At 74.0% G+C, this 26,130-nt stretch carries 27 protein-coding genes; 7 read left to right on the top strand and 20 right to left on the bottom strand.

All coding sequences use genetic code 11. The annotated features are described in order from the left end of the window. From CW362_RS35120 to CW362_RS35110, 3 genes are all read right to left on the bottom strand, one after another. Positions 1 to 331 (bottom strand): caspase family protein (locus tag CW362_RS35120; protein ID WP_162684328.1); only part of this gene is annotated, 331 nt, incomplete at its 3' end. Beyond that, the gene (locus tag CW362_RS35115) at positions 331 to 693 is read right to left on the bottom strand and encodes an effector-associated constant component EACC1 (RefSeq protein WP_103553661.1); all 363 of its coding nucleotides are present in this window, start codon (positions 691 to 693) and stop codon (positions 331 to 333) included. The genes CW362_RS35120 and CW362_RS35115, both read right to left, overlap by 1 nt. Before the next feature lie 295 nt (positions 694 to 988). After that, the gene (locus tag CW362_RS35110; RefSeq protein ID WP_103553660.1) at positions 989 to 1,546 is read right to left on the bottom strand and encodes a DinB family protein; all 558 of its coding nucleotides are present in this window, start codon (positions 1,544 to 1,546) and stop codon (positions 989 to 991) included. Between the two features lie 352 nt (positions 1,547 to 1,898). On the opposite strand from CW362_RS35110, the gene CW362_RS35105 reads away from it, so the two are divergent. Beyond that, on the top strand, positions 1,899 to 2,633 hold the full coding sequence (locus tag CW362_RS35105; protein ID WP_103553665.1) for an SIR2 family NAD-dependent protein deacylase: 735 nt from the start codon (positions 1,899 to 1,901) through the stop codon (positions 2,631 to 2,633). Between the two features lie 49 nt (positions 2,634 to 2,682). Here the strand turns inward: CW362_RS35105 and CW362_RS35100 are convergent, their stop codons facing one another. After that, positions 2,683 to 2,904, bottom strand: coding sequence for a hypothetical protein (locus CW362_RS35100; RefSeq protein ID WP_240658193.1), 222 nt, complete (start codon positions 2,902 to 2,904; stop codon positions 2,683 to 2,685). A gap of 80 nt (positions 2,905 to 2,984) precedes the next feature. Here CW362_RS35100 and CW362_RS35095 point away from each other — a divergent pair, with 80 nt between their 5' ends. Further along, entirely contained in the window at positions 2,985 to 4,127 is a 1,143-nt protein-coding gene (locus CW362_RS35095; protein WP_240658191.1) for an alpha/beta hydrolase family protein, read from the top strand. Positions 4,128 to 4,292: 165 nt separating this feature from the next. On the opposite strand, the gene CW362_RS35090 is transcribed toward CW362_RS35095, so the two are convergent. From CW362_RS35090 to CW362_RS35045, 10 genes are all read right to left on the bottom strand, one after another. Beyond that, complete coding sequence (locus tag CW362_RS35090; protein ID WP_103553658.1) at positions 4,293 to 5,531, bottom strand: cytochrome P450; 1,239 nt, start codon at positions 5,529 to 5,531, stop codon at positions 4,293 to 4,295. A 31-nt stretch (positions 5,532 to 5,562) separates the two neighbouring features. Continuing rightward, positions 5,563 to 6,954 carry an NAD(P)/FAD-dependent oxidoreductase gene (locus CW362_RS35085; RefSeq protein WP_103553657.1) on the bottom strand — a complete coding sequence of 464 codons (1,392 nt, stop codon included), beginning with the start codon at positions 6,952 to 6,954 and terminating at the stop codon, positions 5,563 to 5,565. Beyond that, complete coding sequence (locus CW362_RS35080) at positions 6,944 to 7,201, bottom strand: ferredoxin (protein WP_103553656.1); 258 nt, start codon at positions 7,199 to 7,201, stop codon at positions 6,944 to 6,946. The genes CW362_RS35085 and CW362_RS35080 overlap by 11 nt, the downstream gene beginning before the upstream one ends. Positions 7,202 to 7,333: 132 nt before the next feature. Next, complete coding sequence (locus tag CW362_RS35075) at positions 7,334 to 7,969, bottom strand: hypothetical protein (protein WP_103553655.1); 636 nt, start codon at positions 7,967 to 7,969, stop codon at positions 7,334 to 7,336. Positions 7,970 to 8,073: 104 nt separating this feature from the next. Then, positions 8,074 to 8,919: a hypothetical protein gene (locus CW362_RS35070; RefSeq protein WP_240658190.1), complete on the bottom strand. Its 846-nt coding sequence runs from the start codon at positions 8,917 to 8,919 to the stop codon at positions 8,074 to 8,076. Continuing rightward, a complete protein-coding gene (locus tag CW362_RS35065) occupies positions 8,916 to 10,178 on the bottom strand; it encodes a glycosyltransferase family 4 protein (RefSeq protein WP_103553654.1) in 1,263 nt (420 codons plus the stop codon). The genes CW362_RS35070 and CW362_RS35065 overlap by 4 nt, the downstream gene beginning before the upstream one ends. Before the next feature lie 141 nt (positions 10,179 to 10,319). Beyond that, on the bottom strand, positions 10,320 to 10,805 hold the full coding sequence (locus CW362_RS35060; RefSeq protein ID WP_103553653.1) for a methylated-DNA--[protein]-cysteine S-methyltransferase: 486 nt from the start codon (positions 10,803 to 10,805) through the stop codon (positions 10,320 to 10,322). After that, a complete protein-coding gene (locus CW362_RS35055) occupies positions 10,802 to 12,433 on the bottom strand; it encodes an AlkA N-terminal domain-containing protein (protein WP_240658195.1) in 1,632 nt (543 codons plus the stop codon). The genes CW362_RS35060 and CW362_RS35055 overlap by 4 nt, the downstream gene beginning before the upstream one ends. 99 nt (positions 12,434 to 12,532) lie before the next feature. Then, positions 12,533 to 13,465, bottom strand: coding sequence for a M48 family metalloprotease (locus CW362_RS35050; RefSeq protein ID WP_103553652.1), 933 nt, complete (start codon positions 13,463 to 13,465; stop codon positions 12,533 to 12,535). Further along, a complete protein-coding gene (locus CW362_RS35045) occupies positions 13,462 to 13,857 on the bottom strand; it encodes a BlaI/MecI/CopY family transcriptional regulator (protein WP_103553651.1) in 396 nt (131 codons plus the stop codon). The genes CW362_RS35050 and CW362_RS35045 overlap by 4 nt, the downstream gene beginning before the upstream one ends. 118 nt (positions 13,858 to 13,975) lie before the next feature. Here CW362_RS35045 and CW362_RS35040 point away from each other — a divergent pair, with 118 nt between their 5' ends. Together CW362_RS35040 and CW362_RS35035 are read left to right on the top strand one after the other, a co-directional pair. After that, positions 13,976 to 14,647: a DedA family protein gene (locus CW362_RS35040; protein WP_162684327.1), complete on the top strand. Its 672-nt coding sequence runs from the start codon at positions 13,976 to 13,978 to the stop codon at positions 14,645 to 14,647. Then, the gene (locus CW362_RS35035; RefSeq protein WP_103553649.1) at positions 14,644 to 15,267 is read left to right on the top strand and encodes a phosphatase PAP2 family protein; all 624 of its coding nucleotides are present in this window, start codon (positions 14,644 to 14,646) and stop codon (positions 15,265 to 15,267) included. Before CW362_RS35040 ends, CW362_RS35035 begins: the two co-directional genes overlap by 4 nt. A gap of 109 nt (positions 15,268 to 15,376) precedes the next feature. Here the strand turns inward: CW362_RS35035 and CW362_RS35030 are convergent, their stop codons facing one another. Continuing rightward, a complete protein-coding gene (locus CW362_RS35030) occupies positions 15,377 to 16,339 on the bottom strand; it encodes a lysylphosphatidylglycerol synthase transmembrane domain-containing protein (RefSeq protein WP_206301148.1) in 963 nt (320 codons plus the stop codon). A 242-nt stretch (positions 16,340 to 16,581) separates the two neighbouring features. Further along, the gene (locus CW362_RS35025) at positions 16,582 to 18,087 is read right to left on the bottom strand and encodes a hypothetical protein (protein ID WP_103553648.1); all 1,506 of its coding nucleotides are present in this window, start codon (positions 18,085 to 18,087) and stop codon (positions 16,582 to 16,584) included. Between the two features lie 228 nt (positions 18,088 to 18,315). Between CW362_RS35025 and CW362_RS35020 the strand changes: the two genes are divergently transcribed. The 3 genes from CW362_RS35020 to CW362_RS35010 all read left to right on the top strand — a co-directional run bounded on the left by CW362_RS35020 (position 18,316) and on the right by CW362_RS35010 (position 20,930). Further along, the gene (locus CW362_RS35020) at positions 18,316 to 18,699 is read left to right on the top strand and encodes a BlaI/MecI/CopY family transcriptional regulator (protein WP_103553647.1); all 384 of its coding nucleotides are present in this window, start codon (positions 18,316 to 18,318) and stop codon (positions 18,697 to 18,699) included. Beyond that, entirely contained in the window at positions 18,696 to 19,595 is a 900-nt protein-coding gene (locus CW362_RS35015) for a M56 family metallopeptidase (protein WP_103553646.1), read from the top strand. Before CW362_RS35020 ends, CW362_RS35015 begins: the two co-directional genes overlap by 4 nt. Before the next feature lie 363 nt (positions 19,596 to 19,958). Then, positions 19,959 to 20,930, top strand: coding sequence for an endonuclease/exonuclease/phosphatase family protein (locus tag CW362_RS35010; RefSeq protein WP_103553645.1), 972 nt, complete (start codon positions 19,959 to 19,961; stop codon positions 20,928 to 20,930). Between the two features lie 89 nt (positions 20,931 to 21,019). On the opposite strand, the gene CW362_RS35005 is transcribed toward CW362_RS35010, so the two are convergent. From CW362_RS35005 to CW362_RS34990, 4 genes are all read right to left on the bottom strand, one after another. Next, positions 21,020 to 21,529, bottom strand: coding sequence for an O-acetyl-ADP-ribose deacetylase (locus tag CW362_RS35005; RefSeq protein ID WP_103553644.1), 510 nt, complete (start codon positions 21,527 to 21,529; stop codon positions 21,020 to 21,022). Continuing rightward, a complete protein-coding gene (locus tag CW362_RS35000; RefSeq protein WP_103553662.1) occupies positions 21,526 to 22,935 on the bottom strand; it encodes a phytoene desaturase family protein in 1,410 nt (469 codons plus the stop codon). Before CW362_RS35000 ends, CW362_RS35005 begins: the two co-directional genes overlap by 4 nt. A 164-nt stretch (positions 22,936 to 23,099) precedes the next feature. Further along, positions 23,100 to 23,966, bottom strand: coding sequence for an inositol monophosphatase family protein (locus CW362_RS34995; RefSeq protein WP_103553643.1), 867 nt, complete (start codon positions 23,964 to 23,966; stop codon positions 23,100 to 23,102). A gap of 163 nt (positions 23,967 to 24,129) precedes the next feature. Further along, complete coding sequence (locus CW362_RS34990) at positions 24,130 to 25,950, bottom strand: gamma-glutamyltransferase family protein (protein ID WP_103553642.1); 1,821 nt, start codon at positions 25,948 to 25,950, stop codon at positions 24,130 to 24,132. Between the last annotated feature and the right edge of the window lie 180 nt (positions 25,951 to 26,130).

The following is a 26,130-nucleotide window of genomic DNA, read 5'->3' as shown; positions in this document are numbered from 1 at the left end:
CCGAGTGGTGCGGGCGGTCCGGGCGGGAGGCCTGGGTCCCCAGCAGCAGGGCGCGGCCGTCACGGCCGAAGTGCCCGTGCCCGGCGTAGTACACCAGCAGCAGACCGCTCGCGTGGTCCGCGGCTTCCTGCACGGCGTCCAGGAACGTCTGGGGTGCGCTGTTGGCGGGTACCGCCACACAGTGCTCGCCGGCGAAGCCTCCCGCTTCCCGCGCGGTCAGCCGGTCCCGCAGCGCGGGCACGTTGTGGCGGACGCCGTCCAGGGTCGGCAGGTGCTGATAGGAGTGGACCCCGAACAGGACGGCGCGGGACCCGGTCTGGTCGAATGCCATCAGGAGGAACCGGAAGGCGTGCCGTCCTCGTCCTCCTGCAGGCGCCGCAGCAGCTCGGCGAGTTCCTCCGCCGAGAGGTGGCCGATGTCGACCGTGCTGGCGCCGTGTGCCAGCGTCCGCGCCCCCGGGGCGGTCCCGGTCGGCCGGGTCGTGCGCCACGTCGCGTACGCGACGGCGAAGTTCGCGATGCTGGTGGCGTTGCCGAGGACCACGTCGAGTGCCTCCAGCACCCCCATGGTCGTCGGACCGTCACCGGTCACCGGCTCTACGGGCAGCCCGGCCGTGCCGGGATCCCGCCCCAGCCAGGACTGGAGATCCGCCAGTGTCCGCTCGTCGCTCTCGGCCAAAACCTGGATGCGCATGCCCCACCATTTCCGACGTGCACCACTTGCCCACAGGGGATCCAGAGTAGAGGCGATACGGCGCCCAGGAGCCGGACTTGGACCATCGGGTGCGGCCATCGCCCGGAACTCCGGAGGGCAGGGACGAGGCATGACTGCCGGTCTTCCGTGGAGGGCCGTCAGTCAGCCATGAGAACGGGAACCTCGGAGGCGAGGCAGGTAACTGCCGAGCGCACGCTGGAGCTCGCAGCCACGGAACGGTACGGAGTCCCCGTAGGTTTCCGAAGCTCTGTCGCCGGTCACCGGAAAGTCGTGTTCAGCGCGGTACGGCTCCGCCCTGCCGACGGTAGAGATCGCGCAGCAGGGAGATCTCCGCGCCGTGATGGATCAGCTCCCTGTTGACGTGCAGGACCCTGTTCTCCATGGGAAGCCGCTCGGGACCCGCCGTGGGCGGATTCTCCAAGTCGGCGTCCGAGAGCTCGCGGACTCCCGCGTTCCATCTCCCGTACATCTCATCGAGCTGTTTCAGCGCCTCGTCAGCGGTCCCCGCGTAGGCGAACGTCTCGGAGTCGACGTCCTGGCCGTCGAAGTACCATCCGACCCGATAGCCCAGGCACGAGACGATGATGTGCGCCAGCCGCCAGGCGATCGTGGTCACCGGCGCCGGCACCGGGTCAGGGGACGCCCAGTCCATCGTCCACTCGCCCGAACCTGCCGGCATCGGTGCGGCCGACGTGCCACGTGGGCGGATGCTCCAGCAGCCGCGCACCGGCTCCCAGAAGTACTCCTCGTCGGTAAGACCCTCCAGTCGCGGCCGCAGGTTCTTGCGCCAGTACCAGTCCAACTGCTCCGCGAGTTGCTCGCTTCTTGTCATTTCCGCACACTACATACGTCACAGGTAGCGCCTGTTGCGGCGGGAGCCGTACGCCTGACGAGTCGGCGCGTGACAGCGGATGAAGCGTCGTGCCCGGCTGGTGGAACGATCCGGCCGTGGCGATCACGGTCGGATCGGGCGGCGCCGGCGCATCGACTCGTCAGATCAGGACCCCCATCCCGCCCCAGCACGTCAGCGGGGCACCGGCGAAGTCACGGTCAGGCGACGCGACACTCACCGCGATCTCACGCGTACGGCGTTTCGGGAGGAACAGGCACTTGATCCACGTCGCCCTGTCCCGCACCCGGATATCCGGTCGCTCCGAACAGGCGGGCACCGTACCTTCATGTTCATGAACAGGCCACTCGTCGCCATCCTCAGCGGGGCCGGCATCTCCACCGATTCCGGGATCCCCGACTACCGCGGGCCCAACGGGTTGTGGCGTAAGGATCCCGAGGCCGAGAAGCTCGTGACGTACGAGTACTACATGGCTGATCCCGAGATCAGGCGCCGGGCCTGGCTGATGCGGCGGGAGACCCGGGAGCTCGGGGCCGAGCCCAACGCCGCGCACCGGGCCGTCGCCGAACTGGAGCGGTCCGGGGTGCCCGTGCGGGTCCTCACCCAGAACGTCGACGGACTCCACCAGCTCGCCGGCATGCCCGCCCGCAAGGTCCTCGAACTCCACGGCACCGCACGCGAAGTCGTGTGCACCAGGTGCCACGCCCGCGGATCCATGGAGGACGCCCTCGCCCGCGTCGACGCCGGTGAGGACGACCCCGCCTGCCTGAAGTGCGGCGGCATCCTCAAGCCCGCCACCATCATGTTCGGCGAACACCTCGACCCCGTCGTCCTCGGCCAGGCCGCCGCCATCGCCAAGGCCTGCCAGATCTTCATCGCCGTCGGCAGCACCCTCCAGGTCCACCCGGCGGCCGGACTCGCGGACGTCGCCGCCGACCACGGCGCGCGGCTCGTCGTCGTCAACGCCGAGCCGACACCGTACGACGAACGAGCCGAGGAGGTCGTCCGCGAACCCATCGGCACCGCCCTGCCCGAACTGCTGCGCCGGCTGCACGCGGTGAGCCCATAGCCACGAATGCCGTGTCCGGCCGCAAAGCGGCGAGGCCGGCCGGCCCGGCTCATCGTCGGCCGGCCGCGCGCAGGCGCTTGCCCCGCTTCCCCATCGCGGTCTTGAGGGGGATCAGCACCAACCACCACAACTTCGCGACCGTCGGGGACGCGAAGGCAAGCGGCACCGCGATGACGAAGACCGCCACCGTCGACGCCAGATCGACCACGTCGTTGCGGACGACGGAGTCGGGCAGCGCCTCGCTGCCGAGCCACGGGCGTTTCCACAACACGACCGACGGATCCGGGGCTCAACTTCAACGCACTGCTCGCGCTCGGCGGCGCCGGGTTCGGCGCCGCCGAGGTCGGGGAGGTGCTGACCGCCGTCAACGCCATCAACGCCGCCGGGCCGAGCGAGCAGACCTGTACCGCGGAGTTCCGCCGCTGGGGCGACCGGCTGACGACCACCGCCTCGCCGCACGAGCAGACGCACCGCGCTCACTCGCTGCGCGTCGCCCAGTACTACGGGCAGGCGCTGTTCTTCGTGCTCGGCTCGGAGACCCCGGGTGACGAGAAGAAGCTCTACCTGGCGGGCCGCCGGTCGTGGGACACCTTCGCGCGGCTGTGCACTCCGGCGGCGGTCACCGACCAGGTCCCGTACCAGGGCAGGATCTCGATTCCTGTCTGGTTCTTCCGGCCCGACGACTCGGGAAGGCCCCGGCCGACCGTCATCCTCACGAACGGGAGCGACGGCCCGAACGTCGACATGTGGACCTACGGGGTCTCCGCCGCGCTCGCCCGCGGCTGGAACGCGCTCGTCTACGACGGCCCGGGCCAGGGCCAGTTGCTCTTCGTCGACCAGCTCGTCTTCAGCCCACGCTGGGAGCAGGTGGTCTCGCCGCTCGTGGACTGGCTGGAGCGCCGCAGGGACGTCGACGCCCGTCGGATCGCGCTGACCGGCCTCTCCATGGGCGGTGACCTCGCGCCGCGCGCCGCGGCCTTCGAGCACCGGATCGCCGCTCTGGCCGCGCTGCCGGGCCGTCTCGCCCCGTGGCTGGGCTTCCCGGCGGAGCTTCGGGACATCGTGACCCCGGACAAGGCGGAGACCAACCGTATCTGGAACGAGGAGGTCGCCCCCGGACTGACGCCGTCCGAGGCGTTCGTCCTGAAGAAGCGGATCGAACCCTTCTCGATCCCGGCGATGCTCGCCGCCCGGCAGGGCCGGCTCTTCACCGACTTCTGGACACCGGCCCAGCGGATCATGGCACTCGACATGACCCGGATCGTCGGCCGCATCGAGTGCCCCACACTGGTCCTCGACCACGACGACGAGATCTTCTACCCGGGCCGGCCACGCGAGTTCTTCGAACTGCTGCGTACCCGCAAGGAGTTCCGGCTGATGCGGACGGCCACCGGTGCCCAGCTGCACTGCTCGCCGATGGCGCCGCAACAGCACTGCGAGGTCGTCTTCGACTGGCTGGAGGACACCCTGGGCCGGGGCGGCCGCGGTCAGTAGGCATCAGGTCAGACCTCCCCCGGTACGACCGCTGTGCACTGTCAGCGATCACATCGCGGGCCACGTGGGGGCCTGACGCCGGCATGCCCCCCCACAAGGTCCTCGAACTGCGCGGCACCGCGAGGACGGTGGTGTGCACGGGGTGTCATGCGCGGAGGGTGCTCCCTAGGGGCGGATCCCGTCGCAGGCGAGGTGCAGGTGCCGGGGGCCGCGCAGGACGGCGTTCTGACGGTACGGGGGCGGGTCCTCCAGGAGACGCGGGTTCTCCAGCCTCCGGGCCAGCTCCGCCAGGGCGAACTGGGTCTCCAGCCGGGCGAGCGGCGCACCGAAGCAGCTGTGGATGCCGCTGCCCAGCCCGAGGTGCTGGATGTCCGGGCGGTCCGGGTCGAAGCGGTCCGGGTCGTCGAAGCGCCGGGGGTCGCGGTTGCCCGACGCCAGGACCAGCCACAGGGCGGCGCCCTTGGGGATGGTGACCCCGCGGACCTCGACGTCGGCGAGGGTGGTGCGCTGCGGCACCAGTTGCACCGGCGGCTCGAACCGCAGCAGTTCCTCGACGATGGGCACGGCCAGCCGCGGATCGGCACGCAGCCGCTGGAGGACGTCGGGGTTGCGCAACAGGGTCAGCATGCCGTTGGTGATCAGGTTGACCGTGGTCTCGTGTCCCGCGATGAGCAGCAGCGCCGCGGTGCTGAGCAGTTCCATCGTGGTCATCGGGCCGTCGTCGCCCTTGGCCGTCGCCAGCTGGGAGAGCATGTCGTCCCCGGGGTTCTTGCGGCGCTCCTCGATCAGGCCGGCCAGGTACATGCCCAACTGCATTCGGGCGTCCTGCGCGTCCTTGCCCTTCCCGACGGTGTCGGCGTCCGGGTCGGGGTCCAGGCTCGCGGCCAGGGTGTCCGCCCAGACGTGGAAACGTGCCTCGTCCTCACGGGGGATGCCGAGCAGCCGGCAGATCACCGTCACCGGGAAGGGGTACGAGAACTGCTCCACCAGGTCGATGCGTTCCGGGTCGCCGATGCTGTCGATGAGGCCGGTGACGATGTCGCGGAGCTCTCCGCGCATCCCGTCGACCCGGTGGGGGGAGTGCGGGGGGCCGAAGGGGCGGTTCGTCATGCGCCGCAGCCGGTCGTGCTCCGGCGGGTCGAGCTTCAGGAAGCCCGGCGGGAGGGTGCTCTCCTCCGCGGGCGCCTCCGAGGCCAGCGGATCGGCCGCGTTCGAGGCCAGGTTGCGGGCGTCGGAGCTGATCCGGGGATCGTGCAGCAGGCTCCGGATCTCGTAGTACGTGCTGACCACGTACGGCCCGTCGCCCTCGTGGTGGACCGGGGTCTTCCGCAGTTCCTTGTAGATCGGGTACGGATCGGCCCGGTTGGCGTAGTCCAGGATCTGGTGCAGCAGGGTTTGCGTCATGGCGAGTCCTAGGGTCCTCGTGGCCGTGCGGTCAGTGCGCCGGGGTGAACGTCATCCGGCGGTCGGCCGGCGAGTATCCGCTGAGGGTCACGGTGGGGCCGTGGGTGGGGACCGAGGGGTCGGGGAAGTCCGCGTCGAGCGGGCGGTGTCCGTCCGGGCGCCGGTCGACCGTGGTGAACGGCGGCGGGAACGGCGCGGTGGTCTCGATCAGTTCCTGGTAGAACGGCAGCCACCGGCCGTGGTCGAAGGCGACGGCGCCGATGACGCGCCCCTGGTACCCGTAGACGCCGAGGAAGCGGTGGTCCGCCAGTGAGCCCTGGGAGATGAGGATCTCCGTCCCCATCGAGGGGATCCCGACGGACTTGATGTTGACCCCGAACTGCGAGGACCAGAAGGCCGGGACCTCCATGTGGGGCAGCCGGTCGCTGCTCTCGCTGAGCATGTTGTGCGCCGCGATCCGGGCCTGGGAGACGGCGTTGCCCCAGTGCTCCAGGGAGAGGAACTGGTAGCCGAACAGGGCGTGCGGGCTGCGGGCCACGTCCCCGGCCGCGTAGATGTCGTCGGTGACGATCCCGCGGATGTCGAAGGCACGGCAGCCGGCGTCGCAGGCGATGCCCCGGGGACCCGCGCCGAGGCCGGACCCGGCGAGCCATTCGGTGTTGCGCAGGGCGCCGAGCGAGACGACCACCACGTCGGCCTCCACGGAGGAGCCGTCGGACAGCTGGGCGGCGCGCACCCTTCCCGCGGCGTCGCCCTCCAGGGCGGTCACCATGACCCCGGTGCGCAGGTCCACACCGTGTTCGCGCTGCATCTCGGCGGCGACCGCGCCGACCACTCCGCCGAGCGCGCCGACCAGGGGCGCGGCGCCGCGTTCGGTGACGGTGACGGGGATGCCGCGTTCACGGCAGGCGGAGGCGATCTCCGAGCCGGTGAATCCGCCCCCGATGACCAGGACCCGCTCGGGGCCCGCGTCGAGGCGGCGCGCGAGGGCGGCGCTGTCGTCGCGGGTGCGCAGCGCGAAGACGCCGTCGAGTTCCGCCTCGGCCTCGTTCGGCCACGGCCGCGCCCGTACACCGGTGGCGATCAGCAGGCGGTCGTACGGCACCTCGTCGCCGTCGGCGAGCCGCACCCGCCGGGCGGCCATGTCCAGGCCGGTGGCCGGGGTGCCGAGCCGCCAGGTCGCGTCGACGGACCGGAGCCTGGGCAGTCTCGTACGGTCGGCGCTCGCCCGGCCCAGCAGCACCTGCTTGGACAGCGGAGGCCGGTCGTACGGTTCGCAGGGCTCGTCGCCGATCATGGTCAGCGACCCCGCGAAGCCCTTCTCCCGCAGGGTCTCGGCGGCCCGCAGGCCCGCCAGCGAGGCACCGACGACGACGATGCGGCCGTCGCGTTTGAGCTGTTCCAGGGATCCGTCACCGGGCACGGGACACCCCCTCGGCCGACGCGTCCGGGGCGCCGGTCCCCGCGTCGTCCGGTTCCACCGCGTCGACGAGGACGGCCTGCACCGGACAGGCCGCGGCGGCCCGGTCCAGCTTCTCGCGCGGCGCCCCGTCGGCCTCCGGGTCGTACAGCAGTGCCTCGTCGCCGTGCATGGCGAAGATCTCGGGAGCGAGGAACGCGCACTGCGCGTACCCCTGACAGCGGTTCAGATCGACGGCAATCCTTGCCACGGGATCGGTCCTCTCCAAGGGCCCGGTCAACCCTCCTGCGACCACTCTCGGCGGCCGGACGGGAAGCGGCGACGAGGAACGGACCGTTCGAGTGAGCGGCTTCGAGGGAGCGGCTTCGAGCGGACGGCCCGTTCAGGCCGGGGCGGCGGGCGGTGCCCCGGCGGGACGCCGGCCCCACAGGATGTTCAGGCTGAGGAGCAGCGCCCAGGCCGGGAAGACCAGCTCGGACCAGGGCAGGCCCGTTCCCGCCACGAGGAGCGTCAGACCCGCCAGATAGCCGGCCACGACGAGCGGGCGCGGGAAGACGCCGCGCCGACGGCCGATGGTCGAGGTCGTGATGATGAACACCGCCGCCATCCGCATGGCGTACGTGGTCAACAGGGCGTAGGCGAAGTGGCTGCCGAAGGAGGGGCTCTGCTGCCGACTCTCGCCGAGCACGGTACCGGCCGCCGCGGCGGCGCCGAACAGCGTGGCGACGAAGACCAGGCCGCTGCCCAGGAACACGGTGGCGACGAACCGGTCCTCGGCCCGGGCCGCCTGCTCGCGGAGGGCGCCCATGAACCACAGGAACGCGATCCCGGCGAACGGCACCAGCTCCAGGGCGGTGCGGACGCCGCTGCGCTGTCCGGCGTCGAGGGTCGCGTCGTCCTCGCCGTCGGGCAGAGCGATGCGCACCAGCACGATCGCCGCGGCCATCAGGATCGCGAACACCACCCCGGCCATCCCGGCGGCCCGGGGTGTCGCGAGGTTCTCGTGCTTCCGCTCCATGGTCTCCCGCCTTCCGCCTGCTCTCCCTCCGTCCAGACACCAGTGATCGCGGGGCTCACGCCACCGGGGTCACCCGGGAGGGAGAGCGCGGTGCGCCATACAGGTCACGGCCGCCCTCTCACCTCCACGGAGAGGTCGTTGTCGACGGTGTAGTAGGGGCGCAGGGCGACACCGCCGAGGTCGGCCGTCGGGTAGACGACCACGCCCTTGCGGTCCGCCAGGTCGTCGAGAAGGCGGCCGACGCGGACGAGGGGTGCCCCGTCCGCGGGCCGGACGGAGACGTCCCAGACACCGGATCCCGACGGTGTCCCGGCGACCAGCTCCGCGTGGTCGACGGTGAAGGAGAGGCTCCGGCCGTCGTCCCCGGCACGGGGTTCCACGGTGCGGGGTTCCACGGTGCGGACGGTGCCGCCGGAGCCCCGCAGGCGCAGGATCACGGCGGCTCCCTCCTGGAGCGAGGCGCCGTGCAGGCGTGCCCTGACCGTCGTCGAACGGCCGGTGACGTCGACGCCCTCGGCCTCCGCGTGGGCGGTGCGCAGCCAGGCACGCACCGCGAGGTGGCCGTCCTTGGTGACGTAGGGGATCCGGACGGCCAGGGGTGCCGGCCACCGGCGGAGGTGTCCGCCGACGAGGGCCCGCAGATCGCGCAGACCGGCGCGCAGGCGCTGCCGCTCGGCCCCCGGTTCCCGGAGCAGGTACACGTCCCAGCGGCCCTCCGCGAGAACGGGGTGCGCGTCCAGGACGGCGCTTCGGCGTTCACCGGCCGGCTCGAGGCCGAGGACGTGGACCGTCTTCTCGGGCTGTCCCTTCTTCGGGCGCAGCCGCAGCAGCAACTGCTGCCCCTCGGGTGCCCCGGGCGGCAGGTCGAAGGTGATCCGGCCGTCCGTACCGATCGTGCAGCCGGCGTGTGGCTGCTTCCCCCTGTCGGTGCTCATCCTGTCCGTGCTCATCTCCACCTCCGTAGGACGCGCAGCACGCGGCCGGTCGCGTGCTGCGCGGTGTCGCGTATCGCGAAGCCCCGGCCGGTCAGGGCACGGCGCACCCCCGGGCGTTCCCGCAGGACCGGCCGGCCCGCCCTTCTCGCCGACACGGCCTCGACGAGCAGGCGTTCCGCCTGGGTGACGACGGGGCCGGGAGCGAAGCGCCGCGCGTTCTTGCGGGCCGCGCGGCCCGCGCGCAGGCGCCACTCGTCGTCGCGGACCGCTTCCAGCAGTGCCGCGCCCAGCGCGTCACGGTCTCCGACCGGCACCAGCCGGCCGTCGACCCCGTCCTCGATGATCTCGCCCGGTCCGTGCGGGCAGTCGGTGCTCACCACCGGCAGGCCGCAGCTCATCGCCTCGGCGATGGTCATGCCGAACGCCTCGGAGTCGGAGGCCGCCACCGCGACCGAGCCCTTGACCCACTCCGCCTCCATGAGGGGCACCGCGCCCATCAGGAGGACCCTGTCGTACAGGCCGAGGTCGGTGACGAGCCGCCGCAGCCGGTCGTGTTCCTCTCCCTTGCCGTATATGCGCAGTTGCCAGCCCGGGCAGTCGGCGGCGATCAGGCCGAAGGCCTTGATGAGCAGGTCGTACCGTTTGACGGGGACCAGTCGGCCGGCCGCGACGATGACCTTCGCGGTGCCGTCGGCGGGTGGCAGCACGGGATCCGGCACGCTGTTCGGAAGTGCCTCCACCCGGACTCCGGGCAGGTGCATCCTGCGCCGGTAGGCGGCGGCGTCCGCCTCGGTGACCGTGGTGAGCGTGTCGAGCCGGCGGTAGGCCCGGCGCAGGGCGGAGCGCAGCCGGGGCGGGTGCCTGTCCAGGGTGAGGTGCTCCTGGCCGATGCGCGCGAGGTGCCGCGGGGCCTGGAGCGCGAGATGCACGTTGAGCCCCGGTCTGGTCCCGATCACCACGTCGGCGTCGGTCTCCGCGAGCCACTCGCCGATCCGCCGGTCGGTCAACTCGCTGTACTCCCGGTACCGGTACTCGGCACGGGGGAAGACCCGCGCCGGTCTCAGGTGCGACGGGTCCTCCTTCTCCCGTCTCAGATCCACCAGTGCCCGCAGCGAGACCCGGGGGTCCAGGGCCAGCAACGGGCGCTCGCGGTTGCGCAGCACGGAGACGATCTCCACCTCGTGCCGCGCGGCGAGCGCGCGGGCCAGATTGAAGGTGGTGGTGATCGTGCCCCCGATCCCGTAGGCACTGTGGATCAGAAAGGAGATCTTCATAGCGGTTCAGACGACCCCGGCTTCGTGAGGGTTGCCGCCCGTTACCAACCCGTATCGCGCGCCGGCCGTCGCGTACCGCCGCCCGAACCGCTCCGACGGCCGGGCGGCCGGGGTGTCCGGCGGCCCGGCGGGCGGGAGCGGTCAGAAGAGCGCCGATCCGGTCTCGAGATCGAGGAGCCGCCTCTTGCGGTCCAGTCCGCCGCCGTAGCCGGTGAGGCTCCCGCTCGCGCCGATCACGCGATGGCAGGGCACGATGATCCCGATCGGGTTCTTGCCGTTGGCGAGGCCGACCGCGCGGGAGGCACCCGTGTTGCCCAGGGCTTCGGCGAGTTCGCCGTACGACCGGGTCTCGCCGTAGGGGATCTGCCGCAGCTGGTCCCACACACTGCGCTGGAAGGGCGTCCCGATCAGGCGCAGTTCGACGGTGAACTCCTTCAACTCGCCCTCGAAGTAGGCGTTCAGCTGCTCCGTCACCTCGTCGAAGAGGGTGTCGTCACGCTCGCCGAAGTTCTCCTGGGGCGGGCGGTGGCGCTGACCGACCACGTAGAGGCCGCACAGGACGCCGTCGTCGTCGGCGACGAGGGTGAGGGGGTCGTAGGGACTGTCGATGACCGTGTGCCGTTTCACTGGGCGTCCTTGGTGCGTGAAGTGCGTGAAGTGCGGGTGGGGTCCTGGGCGCGAGCGGCCGGGGTGCGTGGGGCACGTGTGCGTGGTGTCGTCGTACGGGGAGCGGGCTTCGTGGCCTCCGTCGGGTGCGGGGCGCCGTCGCTCGCCGGCAGGAAGTTGATCGGGTGGCTGCCGGTCGCCCACAGGTACTGGACCGCGTAGGCCCTCCAGGGGCGCCAGGCCGCGGCACGGGCCGTCAGCGCGGCAGGCGTGGACGGGAGTCCCAACTCCTTTGCCGCGTAACGGATTCCGAGGTCGGTGGGGAGGAAGGCGTCCGGGTCCCCGAGGGCGCGCATCGCGATCACGTCGACGGTCCAGGGGCCGAAGCCGGGGAGCGCCAGGAGTCCGGCCCGTGCCTGCTCCCAGTCGCTCTCCACTCCCAGGTGCAGTTCCCCTCCGGCGAGCCGGCTCACCAGCGTGGTGAAGGTGGTGCGCCGGGTGCGGGGCATCGCGAGCGACTCGGGGTCGACCACGGCGAGCGCCCGGGGCGAGGGGAAGAGGTGGGTGAGGCCGCCTTCGGGGTCGTCGACCGGGTCTCCGTACGCGGTGACCAGACGGGCGGCGTGGGTACGCGCGGCGGCCGTGGAGACCTGCTGCCCCAGCACCGCCCGTACGGCGAACTCGGCCTCGTCGACCGTGCGCGGCACCCGGCGGCCGGGGGCCTTGTCGACCAGCGGCGCCAGCAGCGGATCGGTGCGCAGCTGGTCGTCGACCGCCACGGGGTCGGCGTCCAGGTCCAGCAGCCGGCGGCAGCGGCTGATCGCGACGGACAGGTCACGCAGGTCGCTGAGGGTCAGGCGGCACGCGATGTGGTCCGGCATCGGTGTCAGGGCGGCGACACCGTGCCCGTACGGCAGTCGCAGGGTCCGCCGGTACGCACCGCCGCGCCACTCCTCCACCCCGGGTACGGCGGTCGCCGCGAGGTGTCCGAAGAGGTTGTCGGGGTTGAGCGGGGCACGGAAGGGGAGCCGGAGGTTCAGCGCGCCCGGCATGCCCGGGGCCGCGGCCGCGGCGCCGGCCGGGTTCCTGGGCAGGCGGGCGCGCAGCTCGCTCGGGGACAGCGCGAAGACCTCGCGGACCGTGTCGTTGAAGGCGCGGATGGAGGAGAAGCCGGCGGCGAAGGCGATCTCGGCCATCGGGAGCGCTGTCGTCTCGATGAGCAGCCGGGCCGTCTGGGCCCGCTGGGCACGGGCGAGCGCCAGGGGTCCCGCGCCCAGCTCGGCCAGGAGCTGCCGCTCGATCTGGCGGGTGCTGTAGCCGAGCCGGGCGGCCAGGCCCGGGACGCCGTCGCGGTCGACGACCCCGTCGCCGATCAGCCGCATCGCGCGGGCCACCAGATCGGCCCGGTGGTTCCATTCGGGGGAGCCGGGGCTGGTGTCCGGGCGGCACCGTTTGCAGGCCCGGAACCCGGCCTGCTGGCAGGCGGCGGCGCTCGGGTAGAAGGTCATGTTCCGGGGCTTGGGGGGTACGGCCGGGCAGCTGGGCCGGCAGTAGATCCTCGTCGTCGTCACCGCGGTGAAGAACCATCCGTCGAAGCGCGCGTCCTTCGACTGGACGGCACGCACGCAGCGCTCCGTGTCCGTGTGCATCCCGTTCCGCATGCGTCAAGCATCGGGTACGCCGGGGGGCGGGGCTGGCAGGAATGCGACATCGACCTCGCCCGGCCTGCGGCCCGCGCGCGAGACACGTCAGCGCGCCTCCTCGCCCTGCGCGACCTCCACCTCGTGGTGGAAGGAGACGACGCCCGCCCCCGACGTCCCGGCCGAGACGGCGGCACAGGCGGTGAGGAGGAGGGCGGCCCAGGCGGCGGCGCGGGGGCGGTGCCGGGGAGCGGCGGCCAGAAGGGCGGCGACCCGCCGGGGGACGGGACCCGTGGTGGCCGCGGGGGTGAAGCCGGGGCGCTCCGGGCGGGCCTCGCCGGCGGCCAGGGCGGCGCGGGCGATGGCCCGTGCGGTCAGCCGCCGGTCCCCCACGGCGACGGCCGCCGCCTCGTCCGCGGCACGCTCCGCCGCGAGCGCGACGGTCGCGCGGACCGGGCGCAGGCCCGGGTGGCAGTGGGCCGCGAGTTCGGCCACGACGAGGAAGCGGTGGTGGCCGCCCGCGTTGTGGGCCCGCTCGTGGGCGAAGAGGGCCTCGCGCTCGTCGGCGCCGAGGCTGCGCAGCATCGCGGTGGTGACGACGATGCGGTGCGGCCGTCCCGGGAGCGCGTAGGCGTCGGGGTGCGGCGATTCGATGACGCACAGGTCGCCCGCGGTGGGACGGCGGTCGGCCTGGCTGCGCGCGGAGCGGAAGGCGCGCAGCTGGCGCGCGGCCGAGCGGACGACGGTCCAGGCGCCGAGGGTGAGCGCACCCGTCGCGGCGGCGGCCGCGGGCAGCACGACGAGGTCCGAGGCCGTGCGCAAGGGGTGGACGAGGTCACCGAGGCCGGCGAACAGGGGCACCTTGAGCAGCCCCGTCAGGACGAGCGCGCCCAGCGCGGCCACGGAGGCGCCGGCCAGCACGACGAGCGCGAGGGTCACCGACCACAGGGCGGCCACCGGGGTGAGCCGGTCCAGGCAGCGGCGGGCCAGCGGCCCCAGCACGAAGGGGACCAGCAGGGGGACCGTCAGGAGGAGGATCATTCCCCACCCGGTTCCGGACGCGCGCCGAGATCCGGTTCCAGCAGGTCCCGCAGGAGCCGCTCGTCGTCGGGGCTGAGCTGGGCGACGAAGCGGGCCAGCGCGGTCTCGCGGTCGTCGTCGCGGTCGAGTTCGGTGTGCATGCGGCGCGCGGTGAGGCCGTGCGGGTCCTGGACGGGGAAGTACGCGTACCCCCGGCCCAGCCGTTCGCGGCCGACGATGCCCTTCTCGTGCAGCCGGGAAAGGATCGTCGTCACCGTCGTGCGGGCCAGACCGGAGTCCAGCTCGCTCTGCACGCGTCCCGGCGTGAGCGGCACGCCCGCGGCCCAGAGAGCCGCCAGCACGCTGGCCTCCAGCTCACCCGCAGGCCGGCGTTCGTCCTTGTCACTGCTCATGGGAACGATCCTCACCCCACCATCGTCTACAGTTCAGTAGACCGTCTACAGAATTGTAGTCAGTCGGGCGCGGGTCTCGACCGTGTCCGCCCCTTCCAGTATGAGAGGGACCGCGACGATGACCGCACCACTGTTCACGGCGTCCGACCTCGCCGTGAACGTCCTCAGCGCCCAGTCCCTGCTCGCCGCCTTCGGCGTGCTGGGGGTGGGCGTGGTGATGTTCGCGGAGACCGGCCTGCTGATCGGCTTCTTCCTGCCGGGCGACTCACTGCTGTTCACGGCGGGCCTGCTCTGCACCGGATCGGGGCAGGACGGCGTGAAGTTGTCGCTGCCCGCGCTGCTGGCCGCCGCGGCCGTGGGTGCCCTGGCAGGCGCCCAGACCGGCTATCTGATCGGCCGGAAGGCGGGCGGCGCCCTGCTCGCCCGCACCTCTTCCCCCCGCCTGCGGTCGGGCGCGCACCGCGCCGAGGAACTCCTGGAGCGGTACGGCCACGCCAAGGCGATCGTGCTGGCCCGCTTCGTGCCCGTCGTGCGCACGGTGCTGAACCCGATGGCGGGCGCCCTCGGCGTTCCGGCGCGGACCTTCACCGTGTGGCAGGTGGCCGGCGGCCTCGTCTGGAGCCTCGGCCTCACCCTCGCCGGGTACGCGCTGGGCTCCTCGATCCCGGACGTGGACCGCTATCTGCTCCCGATCGTCGCGGTCATCGTGCTGGTGTCCCTCGCCCCGCTCGCCGCCGAGCTGTACCGCTCGCGCCGGCGGGGTGCCGCCGGCAAGGAGGCCCGGGGATGATCCTGGCCTTCGACGGATCCTCGGTCGACGGCTCCGCCTACCGGTACGTCACCGGTCTCGCCGAACACTCCCCCGCGTGGCTCGACGGCCTGGTGTCCTTCTGGTCGACGTACGGGCTCGGACTGTTCGCCGTCCTGATGGTGCTGGGCTGGTGGCGGGCACGGCGCGAGAGCCCCGGCGCGGCACTGGTCGCGCTCGCCGCGCCTCTCGTCGTGGTCGTGGCGTACGGGGTGGATCTCGGCGTGAAGCTGCTGGTGCGCGAGGACCGGCCCTGCCGGAGCCTGCGGGTGGCGACGCTGGAGGCGTGCCCGGCGCCGGGCGACTGGTCGTTCCCCAGCAATCACGCGGCGGTCGCGGCCGCGGCGGCCGTCGCGCTCTTCTCCGTCTCGCGCCGCCTCGGCGCCGTGGCCGTCGTGGCCGCCGGGGCGATGGCCGCCTCCCGGGTCTGGGTGGGGGCGCACTACCCGCACGACGTCGCGGTCGGCGTGCTCGTCGGCGCGCTGGTCGCGATGACGACGGCGGCGGCCCTGCGAAGACTCCCCGACGTGTCGGGACACCCGCTGGCCGCGTCGCGGCTCGGAGCCCTGCTCCTCGCGCCCCGGCTCGCGAAGAGCGGCTGAGCGGTCCGTACGCACTGGCGGCACCTGGCCGCCGCGGACCACCACGCGCTCGGCGCGGGCCCCGGCGCGGGCCCCGGCGCGGGCCTCGGGGCGGGGGCTTCGCCCTCCTTCACAGCACCCGGCGGCGGATCAGCACGCCCAGCGCCACCAGCCCGGGAAGCAGCGGAAACCACACGGTGAGCAGCCGGTAGCCGAGCACGGTCGACGCCGCCGCGGCGCCGGGCGCCCCCGCGAGCGTGAGGGCCAGTGCGAGGGCGGCGTCCAGGGAGCCGAGGCCGCCCGGAGTGGGCAGCAGGACGGCGGCACTGCTCGCGACGAGGTAGGCGAGAGCCACCCGGGCCGGGGACAGCGGCAGGCCGACGGCCTGCGCGACGGTGACCACCACGGTGGCGTGCAGCGCGGCGAAGGCGAACGAGCCGCCCCACAGCGCGGCGGCCCGCGCGGGGAGTTCGTGCACGGCGCGCACGTCCAGGAGCACCCGGCGCAGCAGCCGCCGCAGCGGTCCGGCGAGGAGGGCCGCGACGACGGCGGCCACCACGGCCACGGCCGTCCAGCCGGCCACGGTCCAGGCGCTCGCCGTCAGCCGGGGCGGACGGAGCGCGCCGGGGCAGGCCAGGGCGAGCCCGCCGATCAGACAGGCCCGCACGACGGTTCCGGCGCAGGCCTTGACCGCGAGCGCGGTCGCGGAACGGGTGAGGGTCAGTCCGCACCGGGTCAGGAAGCGGAGATTGACGGCGCCCGCACCGAGCCCCGAGGGCAGCACGTGGTTGGCGGAGGCGGCCGCGAACTGCACCACCACCAGTCGTCCGGCCGGCAGCGGCTCCGGCACCGCGCCCTGCTGGGCGAGGGCGGAGCACGCCCAGGTCGCCAGGGTGGCGACGGCCGCCACCAGCAGCCAGCCCCGGTCGGCGTGGGCGAGCCGGCCGGCTCCCGCCTCGATCACCGGCCAGTGCCGGTGCGCGAGGAACCCGGCGCACACCAGCACGAGCAGCGAGAGCCAGGCGTGCCGGCCCGTCCGCCCGTCCCGCGCGGACGGCCGCCGCCCGGCGCCCGTCCCCCCGTCGTGGGCCACCACGGGGGACGACGGCCCGCCCGGGCCGGACACCGGCTCGGGCGGTGACGTCCCCGGGCCGCCGGCCGTCGGCCCGGAGCCCGCGACGGGCACCGGTGCTCCGCCCGGCCGCCCGCTCCCGCCCGGGGCCCGTGCCGGACCGCCCACCGGCTCGCCGCCGGAAGGCAGGCCGGGACCGGCCGCCCGGCCGACGCGGGCCACCCGCGCCCCGCCCGTGGGGGAAGGCGTCTTCGGCGGAAGGATCACGGCGTACGGCTCCCCACACCCGAGGACACGTAGATGTCGACGTCACCGGCGCGATGGGACGCCCAGGCGCGGGCGTACCCGGGCGGCTCGCCTCCCGGAGCCGTGACGACGGCGACCGGCATGCGCCGGGCGGAACGCGTGATGCCCGCCGCGGTGGCGTTGGCGTTGTGTCCACTGGTCGCCACGGAGGAACAGCCCGCGTAGAAGGCGATGGGGACGGACTGGCGGCCGGCCAGCGCGCAGGGCGGCCGCACACCGAGCCGGTGCAGTTCCGCCGCCGTCACCGCCCAGCCGTGGTGACTGCCGGCGGTGCGCCGGACCGTGGCCTCCAGCACCGCGAACTGCACGGCCAGGTGTCCGGCGAGACCGGCGGCCACCAGCGTCACGAGCACCGGCCGCCCCCGCCCGCCGGGGGCGGTGACCAGATGGACGAGGGCGTCGGCGACGGGGATCGCGGCGAGGGCGTAGAGCGGCAGCAGGAAGCGCGGGGCCGCGTATCCGATCATGAAGAGGTACGGGACCCCGGCGGTCGTGGCGCAGGCCAGGAGCAGCAGGGTGGGTACCGGACGGCGGGCCCTGACGGCGATCACCAGACCGAGGGCGGCGATCAGCGGCAGGACGAACCACCACGCCGTCACCACGGGGCTCGGCATCCCGCCGGTGCAGGGCCGGCACAGCACGCGCCCGCCGAGGCTGCGCAGTTGGTCGCCGACCGCGATGTTCCAGCCGAGGCCGCCCTGGATGCGCGAACCGTCCGAGAGACGCCGCCCCAGGCCGCCGTACGCGGTGTACGCCTCGATGATCCACTCGGCCGCCCCGGCCAGCAGTCCCCCGAGGAGCGCGAACAGCGGCCGGGCCCGGCGCCACCGGGGAGCCGCCACGGCGAGGACGAGCAGGGGCAGCGTCACCCAGACCGCGTCGGGGGGCCGCATCCACGCCATCAGCGCGGCGCCGAGTCCGGTCCCCCACAGTGCCGCGCGGGCGCGGTCTCCCGCGTGCGCCCGCAGGAAGCATCCGACGCAGACCAGGGCGCCGACCGCGACCCAGTGGTTGGGCATGGCCTGCGGACCGTAGAAGAGGGTCACCCACAGCGTCGCGAACAGGGCACCCGCCAGGGCGAGGACCCGCACCGGGAACAGTCCGCGCCAGACGCGCAGGGCCACGAACAGACCGAGCCCGGAGAGCAGCGCGAGATAGACCCGCAGCAGAGCGGTGGAGGACGACCAGGAGGCCACCGGCGCCACGAGCAGGGAGACCCCGCGGGCCCGTGGCGCGCTGAAGAACGCCGCGGGGGCGTGTGGGGAGACCTGGCTGACGTACACGGTCTCGTCCCAGCCGAGCCCCGTCCCGGGGTGCACGAGGAGCAACTGGGCCAGGGCGAAGCCGGCCGCGACCAGGGCGAGCGGGACCGAGCCGCCGGGGCGCCGGGACGCGTGGGGCGTCCCGTCCGACGACCGGGGCCGCCGGGTGCCGATGAGCGGGACGTTCAGGGTCTTGGCCATCGTCCACCCTTCAGCCCTACGCCTTGTAGGGTTTCCCAACCCTACAAGGCGTAGGGTCGGGTCGGGGGCCGGGAAATCATGGACAAACTACCGCCCACCGGAAGAAGGAGCCGGACAGGACGCGCGCCCGGGGAAGCATCCGGGGCGGTGCGCGCCCCCGCGCCCCCGGGGCGTACGCCCCGGATCGGCGCCGTTCCGGACTTGGCTACGCACGGTAAGGTGACGGGCATGGCTGGCACAGGTCCCCACGGGCGGGCGGAACGGCGCAGCGCGGGCGAACTGGAGAGCGAAGTCCTCGCCACCCTGTGGGCCACCGCGGACGCGCTGACACCCGCCGAGATCCAGGCCGAGATCGGCGGCGGACTCGCCTACAACACGGTGCACACCATCCTCAAACGTCTGTACGACAAGGGGCTCGTGCTCCGGGACGTCGACGGCCGGCGCGGCGCGTACCGGCCCGCCAAGGACGCCGCCCAGCTGACCGCCGAGGCCATGCACGAGGCGCTGGACCGCGGGCCCGACCCGATCGCGGCCCTCCAGCAGTTCGTGACCGGGCTCAGCCGCCAGGAGGAGGCGGCCCTCCGCGACCTCCTCGGAGGGAGCGGGCCATGAGGATCGACGTCTACGTCCCGCTCGTGCTGGCGCTGCTCCTCACCTCGATCGCCCCGGGGGTCGGCAGGCGGGTGTCGCCCGGCCTGGCGGCCCGCGTCCTCGTCACGGCCGCCACGCTGACCGCGGCCGCGTCCACCTGGGCGCTGCTGCTGCTCGGGGCCACTCTGATCGACCAGGCCCCGGCGGTGATCGCCGAGGCCGGCGAGGAGGGCCGGGTGCTGCCCGAGCCCGTCCCGGAGACCGTCGCCGTACTGGCGGTGGCCGCCCTCGCCGTGATCGCCCACCGGCTCCTTCACGTTCTACGAGCACGCATCGCGACCCGTCGGCTCCTGCTCAGACTGTGCGAGGGGCACCCTCCGGACAGTGAACTCGTCGTCGCCGCCTCGCCGGCCCCGCACGCCTTCGCGATCCCGGGCAGGCCGGGCCGGATCCTCGTCACGGCCGCGATGCTCGGGGCGCTGGAGCCCGCCGAACGGCGGGTCCTGCTCGCCCACGAACGCGCCCATCTGACGCACCGGCACGCGGCGCTGTCGACCGCCGTGTCCCTGGCCGCCGCGGCGAACCCGCTGCTCGTACCGGTCCGCGAGACCGTCGCCTTCCTGCTGGAGCGGTGGGCCGACGAGGAGGCGGCGTCCGCCGTCGGCGACCGGCGCACGACGGCACGTGCCCTGGCGCGCGCCGCCCTCGCCTCCCGGCGCGCCCGCCCCGGATGCGCCCTGCACTTCTCCGAACACGCCGTCACCCGACGGATCGCGGCCCTACAGACCGCTCCGCCGCCCGTCATGAGGTCCGTCGGCGCGGCCGTGCTCGCGCTCGGCGCGCTGCCCGCCCTGGGCGCGGCCGACGCGACGAGCGACCTGCTGCACCTCCTGGCCGGGACGCTGCCGGGCTTGTGACAGGGCCGGGCCGACGCTCCCCTGCCCATGCCACGACCGGCCTGCCCCACGGGCGGCCTGCCCCACGGGCGGGCCCGGGACGCGCCCGGCCCCCGACGCGACCGGCCCCGGCCCCCGCCCCGGCCCGCGACACCACCCTGCCCCACCCGGAACACTCCCCCGCAGCACCCTTCGGATCGCCCCACCCCCGCCACACCGCCCGCCCCGCCCAGGACATCGTCCGCCCGGAACACGCCCCCGTGACACCCTCCGGATCACCCCGGCCCCGCCACACCGCCCGCGGCGCCGCCCGGTCCTGGGCATCGCCCGGTGCACGGGAATCAGGGCCCCCGCTCGCGGCTCCCGCCGGGTACGGTCGCGGTCATGACATCTTCCGAGTCGGCCCGCCCCGGCCCCGCGCGCTCCGGGCGCGTGCGGTTCGCGACGTTCAACGTGCTGCACGGCCGGACGCTGGTGGAGGGCAGACCCGTCCCCGTCCGGGACGCGGACGGCCCCGAGGCACCGCTCGTCCGGGCCGTCGCCTCGCTCGACGCCGACGTGGTGGCGCTACAGGAAGTGGACCGGCTACAGGAACGTTCGGGCGGGGTGGACCAGGCGTCGGCGGCCGCCGCGGGGTCCGGTGCGCGGTACTGGCGGTACGCGTCCGCGTTCCACGGCACGGCGAAGGCGGACGGCGGCTGGGTCCCGGCACCGTCCGAACCCGGCCTGCGCGTGTACGGGGCGGACGAGGCCGGGGCGCGCGAGGCCGGGGCGGGCGAGGGCGCAGCGGGCGAGGACGTGCCCTCGCACGGCGTCGCCCTGCTGTCCCGGCTGCCCGTACGGCACTGGAGGGCACGGCGGCTGGCCCCGGCGCCGGTCCCCATGCCGCTGCGGACGCCCGGCCGCCGCGGGCTCACCCTGTCCAGGGACCAGCCGCGGGCGGCACTGGCCGCCGTACTGGAGGGAAGCCGCGGGCCGTTCACCGTGGTGGCGCTGCACCTGTCGTTCGTGCCCGGCTGGAACGTGCGCCAGTTGCTCGCCGTCCGCGCCTGGATCGCCGACCTGCCCGGGCCGCGGGTGCTCCTCGGCGACTTCAATCTGCCCGGCGCGCTTCCGCGGACGGTCCTCGGCCCGGCGGGACCGTCCGTCGGCACCCGGGACCGGCCCGGTGGCGCCCCGCCGCCGCGCGGCTGGCGGGATCTGGCGCGTACGCCCACCTATCCGGCCCACCGGCCCGTCGTCCAGCTCGACCACGTGCTGGCCAGCGGGATCCCGGCGGGCGCGGCCACCGGAGCGCACGCCCCGGGCACCCCCGTCTCGGACCACCGGCCGCTGGTGGTCGAACTGCCCCTGTGACCGGGCCCGGTACCCCACCGGGCGGAACCCGGCACCACCGCGGTCCGCTCAGCCCCCGGTCCCCGGCGTCCGGGTCCGGGTCCGGCGGCTCATCCCAGCTGCCCGGCGAACGCGTCGTACGCCCGCTCGTCGAAGAGCACGAAGCGGATCTCCTCGACATCGGTCTCGGTGGCCCGGACGGTCTCCACCGCGATGCGCGCCGCGTCGTCCATCGGCCAGCCGTAGATGCCCGCGGAGACGGCGGGGAAGGCGACGGTACGGGCTCCGAGCTCGTCGGCGACCCGCAGCGACTCCCGGTAGCAGGACGCCAGCAGCTCCGACCGGTCCTCCTCCCGGGCGTAGCGGGGACCCACGGTGTGGATCACCCAGCGGGCGTCGAGGTCGCCCGCGGTCGTGGCGACCGCCCGGCCGGTCGGCAGGCCCTTGCCGTAGTGGCCGGCGCGCAGCTTCCGGCACTCGGCGAGGATCGCGGGGCCGCCACGGCGGTGGATGGCCCCGTCGACGCCTCCGCCGCCGAGCAGTGAGGAGTTCGCCGCGTTGACGACGGCGTCGGCGCTCTGCCGGGTGATGTCGCCCTGCACCAGCGTGATCGTGGTCATGACTCTCTCAGCCTCCTCCACACGGCCTTCGCCGCGTTGTGCCCCGACATCCCGTGTACCCCGGGGCCGGGCGGGGTGGCCGAGGAGCACAGGAAGACGGCGGGGTGCGGGGTGCCGTACGGGGACAGGGACAGCTTGGGGCGGAGCATGAGCTGGAGTCCGGAGGCGGCTCCGCAGGCGATGTCGCCGCCCACGTAGTTGGCGTTGCGGGCCGCGAGGAGGGGCGGTCCGGCGGTCGCGCGGGCCAGCACCCGGTCGCGGAAGCCCGGCGCGAACCGCTCCAGCTGGCGCTCGATCGCGTCGGTGAGGTCTCCGGTCCAGCCGTTCGGGACGTGGCCGTAGGCCCAGAAGACCTGCTTGCCCTCGGGGGCACGGGACGGGTCGACGACGCTCGGCTGCACCGTGATCAGGAACGGCGCGTCCGGCGCCCGGCCCTCGCGCGAGGCCGCCCGCAGCGCCGCGCCGATCTCCGCCCGGCTCGCCCCGACCTGGACCGTCCCGGCGACGCGGGCCTCCTCGGCGGTCCAGGGCACGGGCCCGTCCAGCGCGTAGTCGATCTTGAAGACGCCCGCGCCGTAGCGGTAGCCCTCGTAGTGGCGCCCGAAACCCGCGATGCGGGCCAGCGCCGCGGGCGAGGTGTCGAAGACGTACGCCCGCGCGGGGGGCAGGTCGTCCAGCCGCTTGACCTCGTAGTCGGTGTGGACGGCGCCGCCGAGGTCCTCGAGGTACGCGGTGAGCGCGTCCGCGATGGACTGGGAGCCGCCGCGCGCCACGGGCCAGCCCCGGGCGTGCGCGGCCAGCGCGAAGACCAGGCCGACGGCGCCCGTGGCGACACCCTCCAGCGGCGCGATGACGTGCGCCACGAGACCGGCGAACAGGGCCCTGGCCCGCTCGTCGCGGAAGCGGCGCATCAGCCAGGTCGAGGGCGGCAGTCCGGCCAGACCGAACCGGGCGAGGGTGACCGGGTCCCGGGGCAGCGCGGTCAGCGGCAGCGACATGAAGTCGTGCGCCAGGGTGTCCCACTTGCTCAGGAACGGCGCGACGAGCCTGCGGTAGGCGCCCGCGTCACGGGGCCCGAAGGAGGCCGCCGTCTCGGCCACGGACCGCGCGAGCACCGCCGCCGAGCCGTCCGGGAAGGGGTGCGCCATGGGGAGCTCGGCGTGCAGCCACTCCAGTCCGTACCGCTCCAGGGGCATCGCCCGGAAGGCGGGCGAGTTGACGCCGAGCGGATGCGCCGCCGCGCACGGGTCGTGCCGGAAACCGGGCAGGGTCAGCTCTTCGGTGCGCGATCCCCCGCCCACCGTGTCGCGGGCCTCGAACACGGCCACCGAGAAGCCCCGGCGGGCCAGCTCCACGGCAGCCGTCAGTCCGTTCGGCCCCGCACCCACCACGACCGCATCGAGCATCGACGGCACCTTCGGACTCCTTCGTCAGCCGACGGCCACTGGGGATCAGGATATGCCGGAGGACCGACAGCCTTGACGGCACAGGGCGTTGGAAGGAAGCGCCCCGTGCCGTGCGCCGGCCGCGGGAAGGGGGTCCGGAGCCGCGCGGGGCGCGGAGATCCCGCTCAGGCGCGGGCCGCCATCCACTCGGGCTGGGCCGTGAGCAGGTTGGTCACCCGGCGGGCCGTGGCCTCGTCCCGGGCCGCCGTGAACGGGAGCGCGTTGCCCCCGGTGACGCGGAACGGCTCGCCGTCGAGCGTCCGATGGGCGCCGCCCGCCTCCTCGACCAGCAGCAGCCCGGCGGCGTGGTCCCAGGCGGCTTCCCATGAGAAAGCGGTCGCGTCCAACTCGCCGCGGGCTATGGCCAGATACTCCAGGCCGGCCGAACCGCACGGGCGCGGGGCGACGCCCTCGGTCCACAGTCCGAGGAGCGCGCGCTTCTGCTCGTCCGTGGTGTAGTCCGGGTGGGAGGTCGCGATGACGAGGTCACGGCCGGGCTCGGGCGATCCGGAGCGCAGCGGCACGCCGTCGAGCACGGCCCCCCGCCCCCGGATCGCGGTGGCGAACTGGTCACGGGCGGGCGCGTACGTCCACGAGGCCCGCACCACGCCGTCCAGCACGAGCGCGACCAGGGTGCAGAACCCGGGGTCGCCGTGCACGAACTGCCGGGTGCCGTCGACCGGGTCGACGATCCAGACGGGCGCCGTGCCCTGGATCGCCTCGTAGACCGCCGGATCGGCGTGCACCGCCTCCTCGCCGACCACGACCGAGCCGGGCAGCAGTGCGGTGAGGGCCGCGGTGAGGTGCTTCTCGGCCAGCCGGTCGGCGTCCGTCACGAGGTCGTGCGGGCCGGACTTCTGGTCGATCTCGTCCGCGGAGAGCTGCCGGAACCGGGGCATGATCTCGGCGGCGGCGGCCCTGCGGACGGCGTCCTCCACGTCGGACGCGCGGTGTGCGAGAAACTCGTCGATGGTTTCGATGTCTTCGATCATGGCTCCATGACAGCACGCGCCACTGACAATCCCCACCCCTCCGGGGTACTCGGGGTGGAATCGCCATGAATTCCCGGGGCCGACGATCATGGATATGTCCCGATGCGCCACCATGCACTCCGAAGTGCCCGGTTGCGCTCCCCGATACGCCCCGGTACGCGCCTCAACGTCCGACCGCGTACCCCTGCATCCCCCGCGGATTGGCCCCCGCCGACAGGACACCCGTCCCGGGATCGCGGGCCACCGCGCACAACCGCCCCTCGGACCAGGCCTCGGCGACCGTGACGTCGTGACCCCGGCGACGCAGTTCCTCCACGACGTCGGGGTCCGTGCGGGACTCGACGGTGAGGCTGCCCGGACGCATGCCGCGCGGGTAGAAGGAGCCCGGGAAGCCGTCGTTGTGCCAGTTCGGGGCGTCGATCGCGCCCTGGAGGTCGAGTCCGCCGCGTACCCGCGGGCGCAGCGCCACGGCCAGGAAGAAGTGCGTCTGCCACTGGTCCTGCTGGTCGCCGCCGGGGGTGCCGAACGCCATGACCGGCACACCGTCGCGCAGCGCCACGGAGGGTGTCAGCGTGGTGCGCGGCCGGCGGCCCGGGGTCAGGGAGTTGGGCAGTCCCTCCTCCAGCCAGGCCATCTGGAGCCGGGTGCCGAGCGGGAACCCGAGTTCGGGGACGACCGGGTTGGACTGGAGCCAGCCGCCGCTGGGGGTGGCGGCGACCATGTTGCCCCAGCGGTCGACGACGTCCAGGTGGCAGGTGTCGCCCCGGGTGCCCCCGTCGGGCGACACCTCGGGCTCCGCGGCCGCGCGGGCCACGGTCGGCTCCCCCGCGCCCGGCACCGCGAGCGCGTCGAAGCCGGGCTCCCCGGCGGCCACCACGCGCGCGTGCCCGCTCAGCCGCGGATCGCGGCCGCCCGGACCGCCGGGGCGCAGTTCGTACGACGCCTTGTCCCCGACGAGCGCCCGCCGGGCGGCGTTGTAGGGCTCCGACAGCAGGTCGTCGAGCGGCACCTCGGCCGCGTCGCCGTACCAGGCCTCCCGGTCGGCCATGGCGAGCTTGCAGCCCTCGACGAGCAGGTGGACGTACTCGGCGGAACCGTAGGGGGGCAGTTCGGGCGGGAGCAGGGCCAGTTGCTGGAGCAGGACCGGGCCCTGGCTCCAGGGGCCCGCCTTGCACAGGGTCCAGCCCCGCCAGTCGTACGTCGCCGGGGCCTCGTACGTCGCGGACCAGCCGGCCAGGTCGGCGGCCGTCAGGGTGCCGGTGTGGCGCTCGCCGCTGGTGTCCACGGTGGGCCGTCCGGACTGCCGGACCAGGGCCTCGGCGATGAATCCGGAGCGCCACACCTCCCGGGCCGCGTCGATCTCGGCCACCCGGTCCCCCGCGCCGGAGACCTCGTCGAGCAACCGCCGCCAGGTCGCGGCGAGGGCCGGGTTGCGCAGCAGTTCGCCGGGGCGCGGTGACCGGCCACCGGGCAGGTACACCTCGGCCGAGGAGGTCCACTCCGTCTCGAAGAGCGCCCGGACCGATTCCACCGTCTCGCCGACGCGTTCCACGGGCGCGTGCCCGTCCTCGGCGTATCCGACGGCGTACTTCAGGACGTCGGCGAGCGGCTTGGTGCCGTGGTCGCGCAGCAGCAGCATCCACGCGTCGAACGCGCCCGGCACGGCGGCGGCGAGCGGGCCCGTGCCGGGCACGAGGTCCAGCCCGAGGCTCCGGTAGTGGGCGATCGTCGCCCCGGCGGGCGCGACGCCCTGTCCGCACAGCACCCGCACGGGTCCGTCCGCGGGGGCCAGGAGGATCGGGACCTCGCCCGCGGGTCCGTTGAGGTGGGGTTCCACGACGTGCAGGACGAAACCGGCCGCGACGGCGGCGTCGTAGGCGTTGCCGCCGTCCTCCAGGACGGCCATCGCGGACTGCGAGGCGAGCCAGTGCGTGGAGGACACCATGCCGAAGGTGCCCTGGAGGGTGGGTCGGGTCGTGAACATGCCTGCCGCCTCACGGTACGGAGCGATCGTCCTCGGTCCCGACTATGGCATTCGCCCGGGCCCGTGCGGCAGGACGGGCGTCCGGGCATGGTCCGTACGGCAGGGCGGGTGTCCGGGCATGGTTCCCGGTTCAGGGCACGGGCGCCCAGGCCGTGGCCCCCAGCGTGTTCTCGGGGCCGA

This window comes from Streptomyces populi, assembly GCF_002911015.1.
In the GTDB taxonomy this organism is placed as follows: Bacteria; Actinomycetota; Actinomycetes; order Streptomycetales; family Streptomycetaceae; genus Streptomyces; species Streptomyces populi.
This window is presented reverse-complemented; position numbering and strand designations above follow the sequence as displayed.

Coding starts and splice junctions, on each gene's coding strand:
- CW362_RS35115 (WP_103553661.1), bottom strand. CDS start 693: ATGCGCATCCAGGTTTTGGCCGAGAGCGACGAGCGGACACTGGCGGAT.
- CW362_RS35110 (WP_103553660.1), bottom strand. CDS start 1,546: ATGACAAGAAGCGAGCAACTCGCGGAGCAGTTGGACTGGTACTGGCGC.
- CW362_RS35105 (WP_103553665.1), top strand. CDS start 1,899: ATGAACAGGCCACTCGTCGCCATCCTCAGCGGGGCCGGCATCTCCACC.
- CW362_RS35090 (WP_103553658.1), bottom strand. CDS start 5,531: ATGACGCAAACCCTGCTGCACCAGATCCTGGACTACGCCAACCGGGCC.
- CW362_RS35075 (WP_103553655.1), bottom strand. CDS start 7,969: ATGGAGCGGAAGCACGAGAACCTCGCGACACCCCGGGCCGCCGGGATG.
- CW362_RS35070 (WP_240658190.1), bottom strand. CDS start 8,919: ATGAGCACGGACAGGATGAGCACCGACAGGGGGAAGCAGCCACACGCC.
- CW362_RS35065 (WP_103553654.1), bottom strand. CDS start 10,178: ATGAAGATCTCCTTTCTGATCCACAGTGCCTACGGGATCGGGGGCACG.
- CW362_RS35055 (WP_240658195.1), bottom strand. CDS start 12,433: ATGCACACGGACACGGAGCGCTGCGTGCGTGCCGTCCAGTCGAAGGAC.
- CW362_RS35050 (WP_103553652.1), bottom strand. CDS start 13,465: ATGATCCTCCTCCTGACGGTCCCCCTGCTGGTCCCCTTCGTGCTGGGG.
- CW362_RS35045 (WP_103553651.1), bottom strand. CDS start 13,857: ATGAGCAGTGACAAGGACGAACGCCGGCCTGCGGGTGAGCTGGAGGCC.
- CW362_RS35040 (WP_162684327.1), top strand. CDS start 13,976: ATGACCGCACCACTGTTCACGGCGTCCGACCTCGCCGTGAACGTCCTC.
- CW362_RS35035 (WP_103553649.1), top strand. CDS start 14,644: ATGATCCTGGCCTTCGACGGATCCTCGGTCGACGGCTCCGCCTACCGG.
- CW362_RS35025 (WP_103553648.1), bottom strand. CDS start 18,087: ATGGCCAAGACCCTGAACGTCCCGCTCATCGGCACCCGGCGGCCCCGG.
- CW362_RS35020 (WP_103553647.1), top strand. CDS start 18,316: ATGGCTGGCACAGGTCCCCACGGGCGGGCGGAACGGCGCAGCGCGGGC.
- CW362_RS35015 (WP_103553646.1), top strand. CDS start 18,696: ATGAGGATCGACGTCTACGTCCCGCTCGTGCTGGCGCTGCTCCTCACC.
- CW362_RS35010 (WP_103553645.1), top strand. CDS start 19,959: ATGACATCTTCCGAGTCGGCCCGCCCCGGCCCCGCGCGCTCCGGGCGC.
- CW362_RS35005 (WP_103553644.1), bottom strand. CDS start 21,529: ATGACCACGATCACGCTGGTGCAGGGCGACATCACCCGGCAGAGCGCC.
- CW362_RS35000 (WP_103553662.1), bottom strand. CDS start 22,935: ATGCTCGATGCGGTCGTGGTGGGTGCGGGGCCGAACGGACTGACGGCT.
- CW362_RS34995 (WP_103553643.1), bottom strand. CDS start 23,966: ATGATCGAAGACATCGAAACCATCGACGAGTTTCTCGCACACCGCGCG.
- CW362_RS34990 (WP_103553642.1), bottom strand. CDS start 25,950: ATGTTCACGACCCGACCCACCCTCCAGGGCACCTTCGGCATGGTGTCC.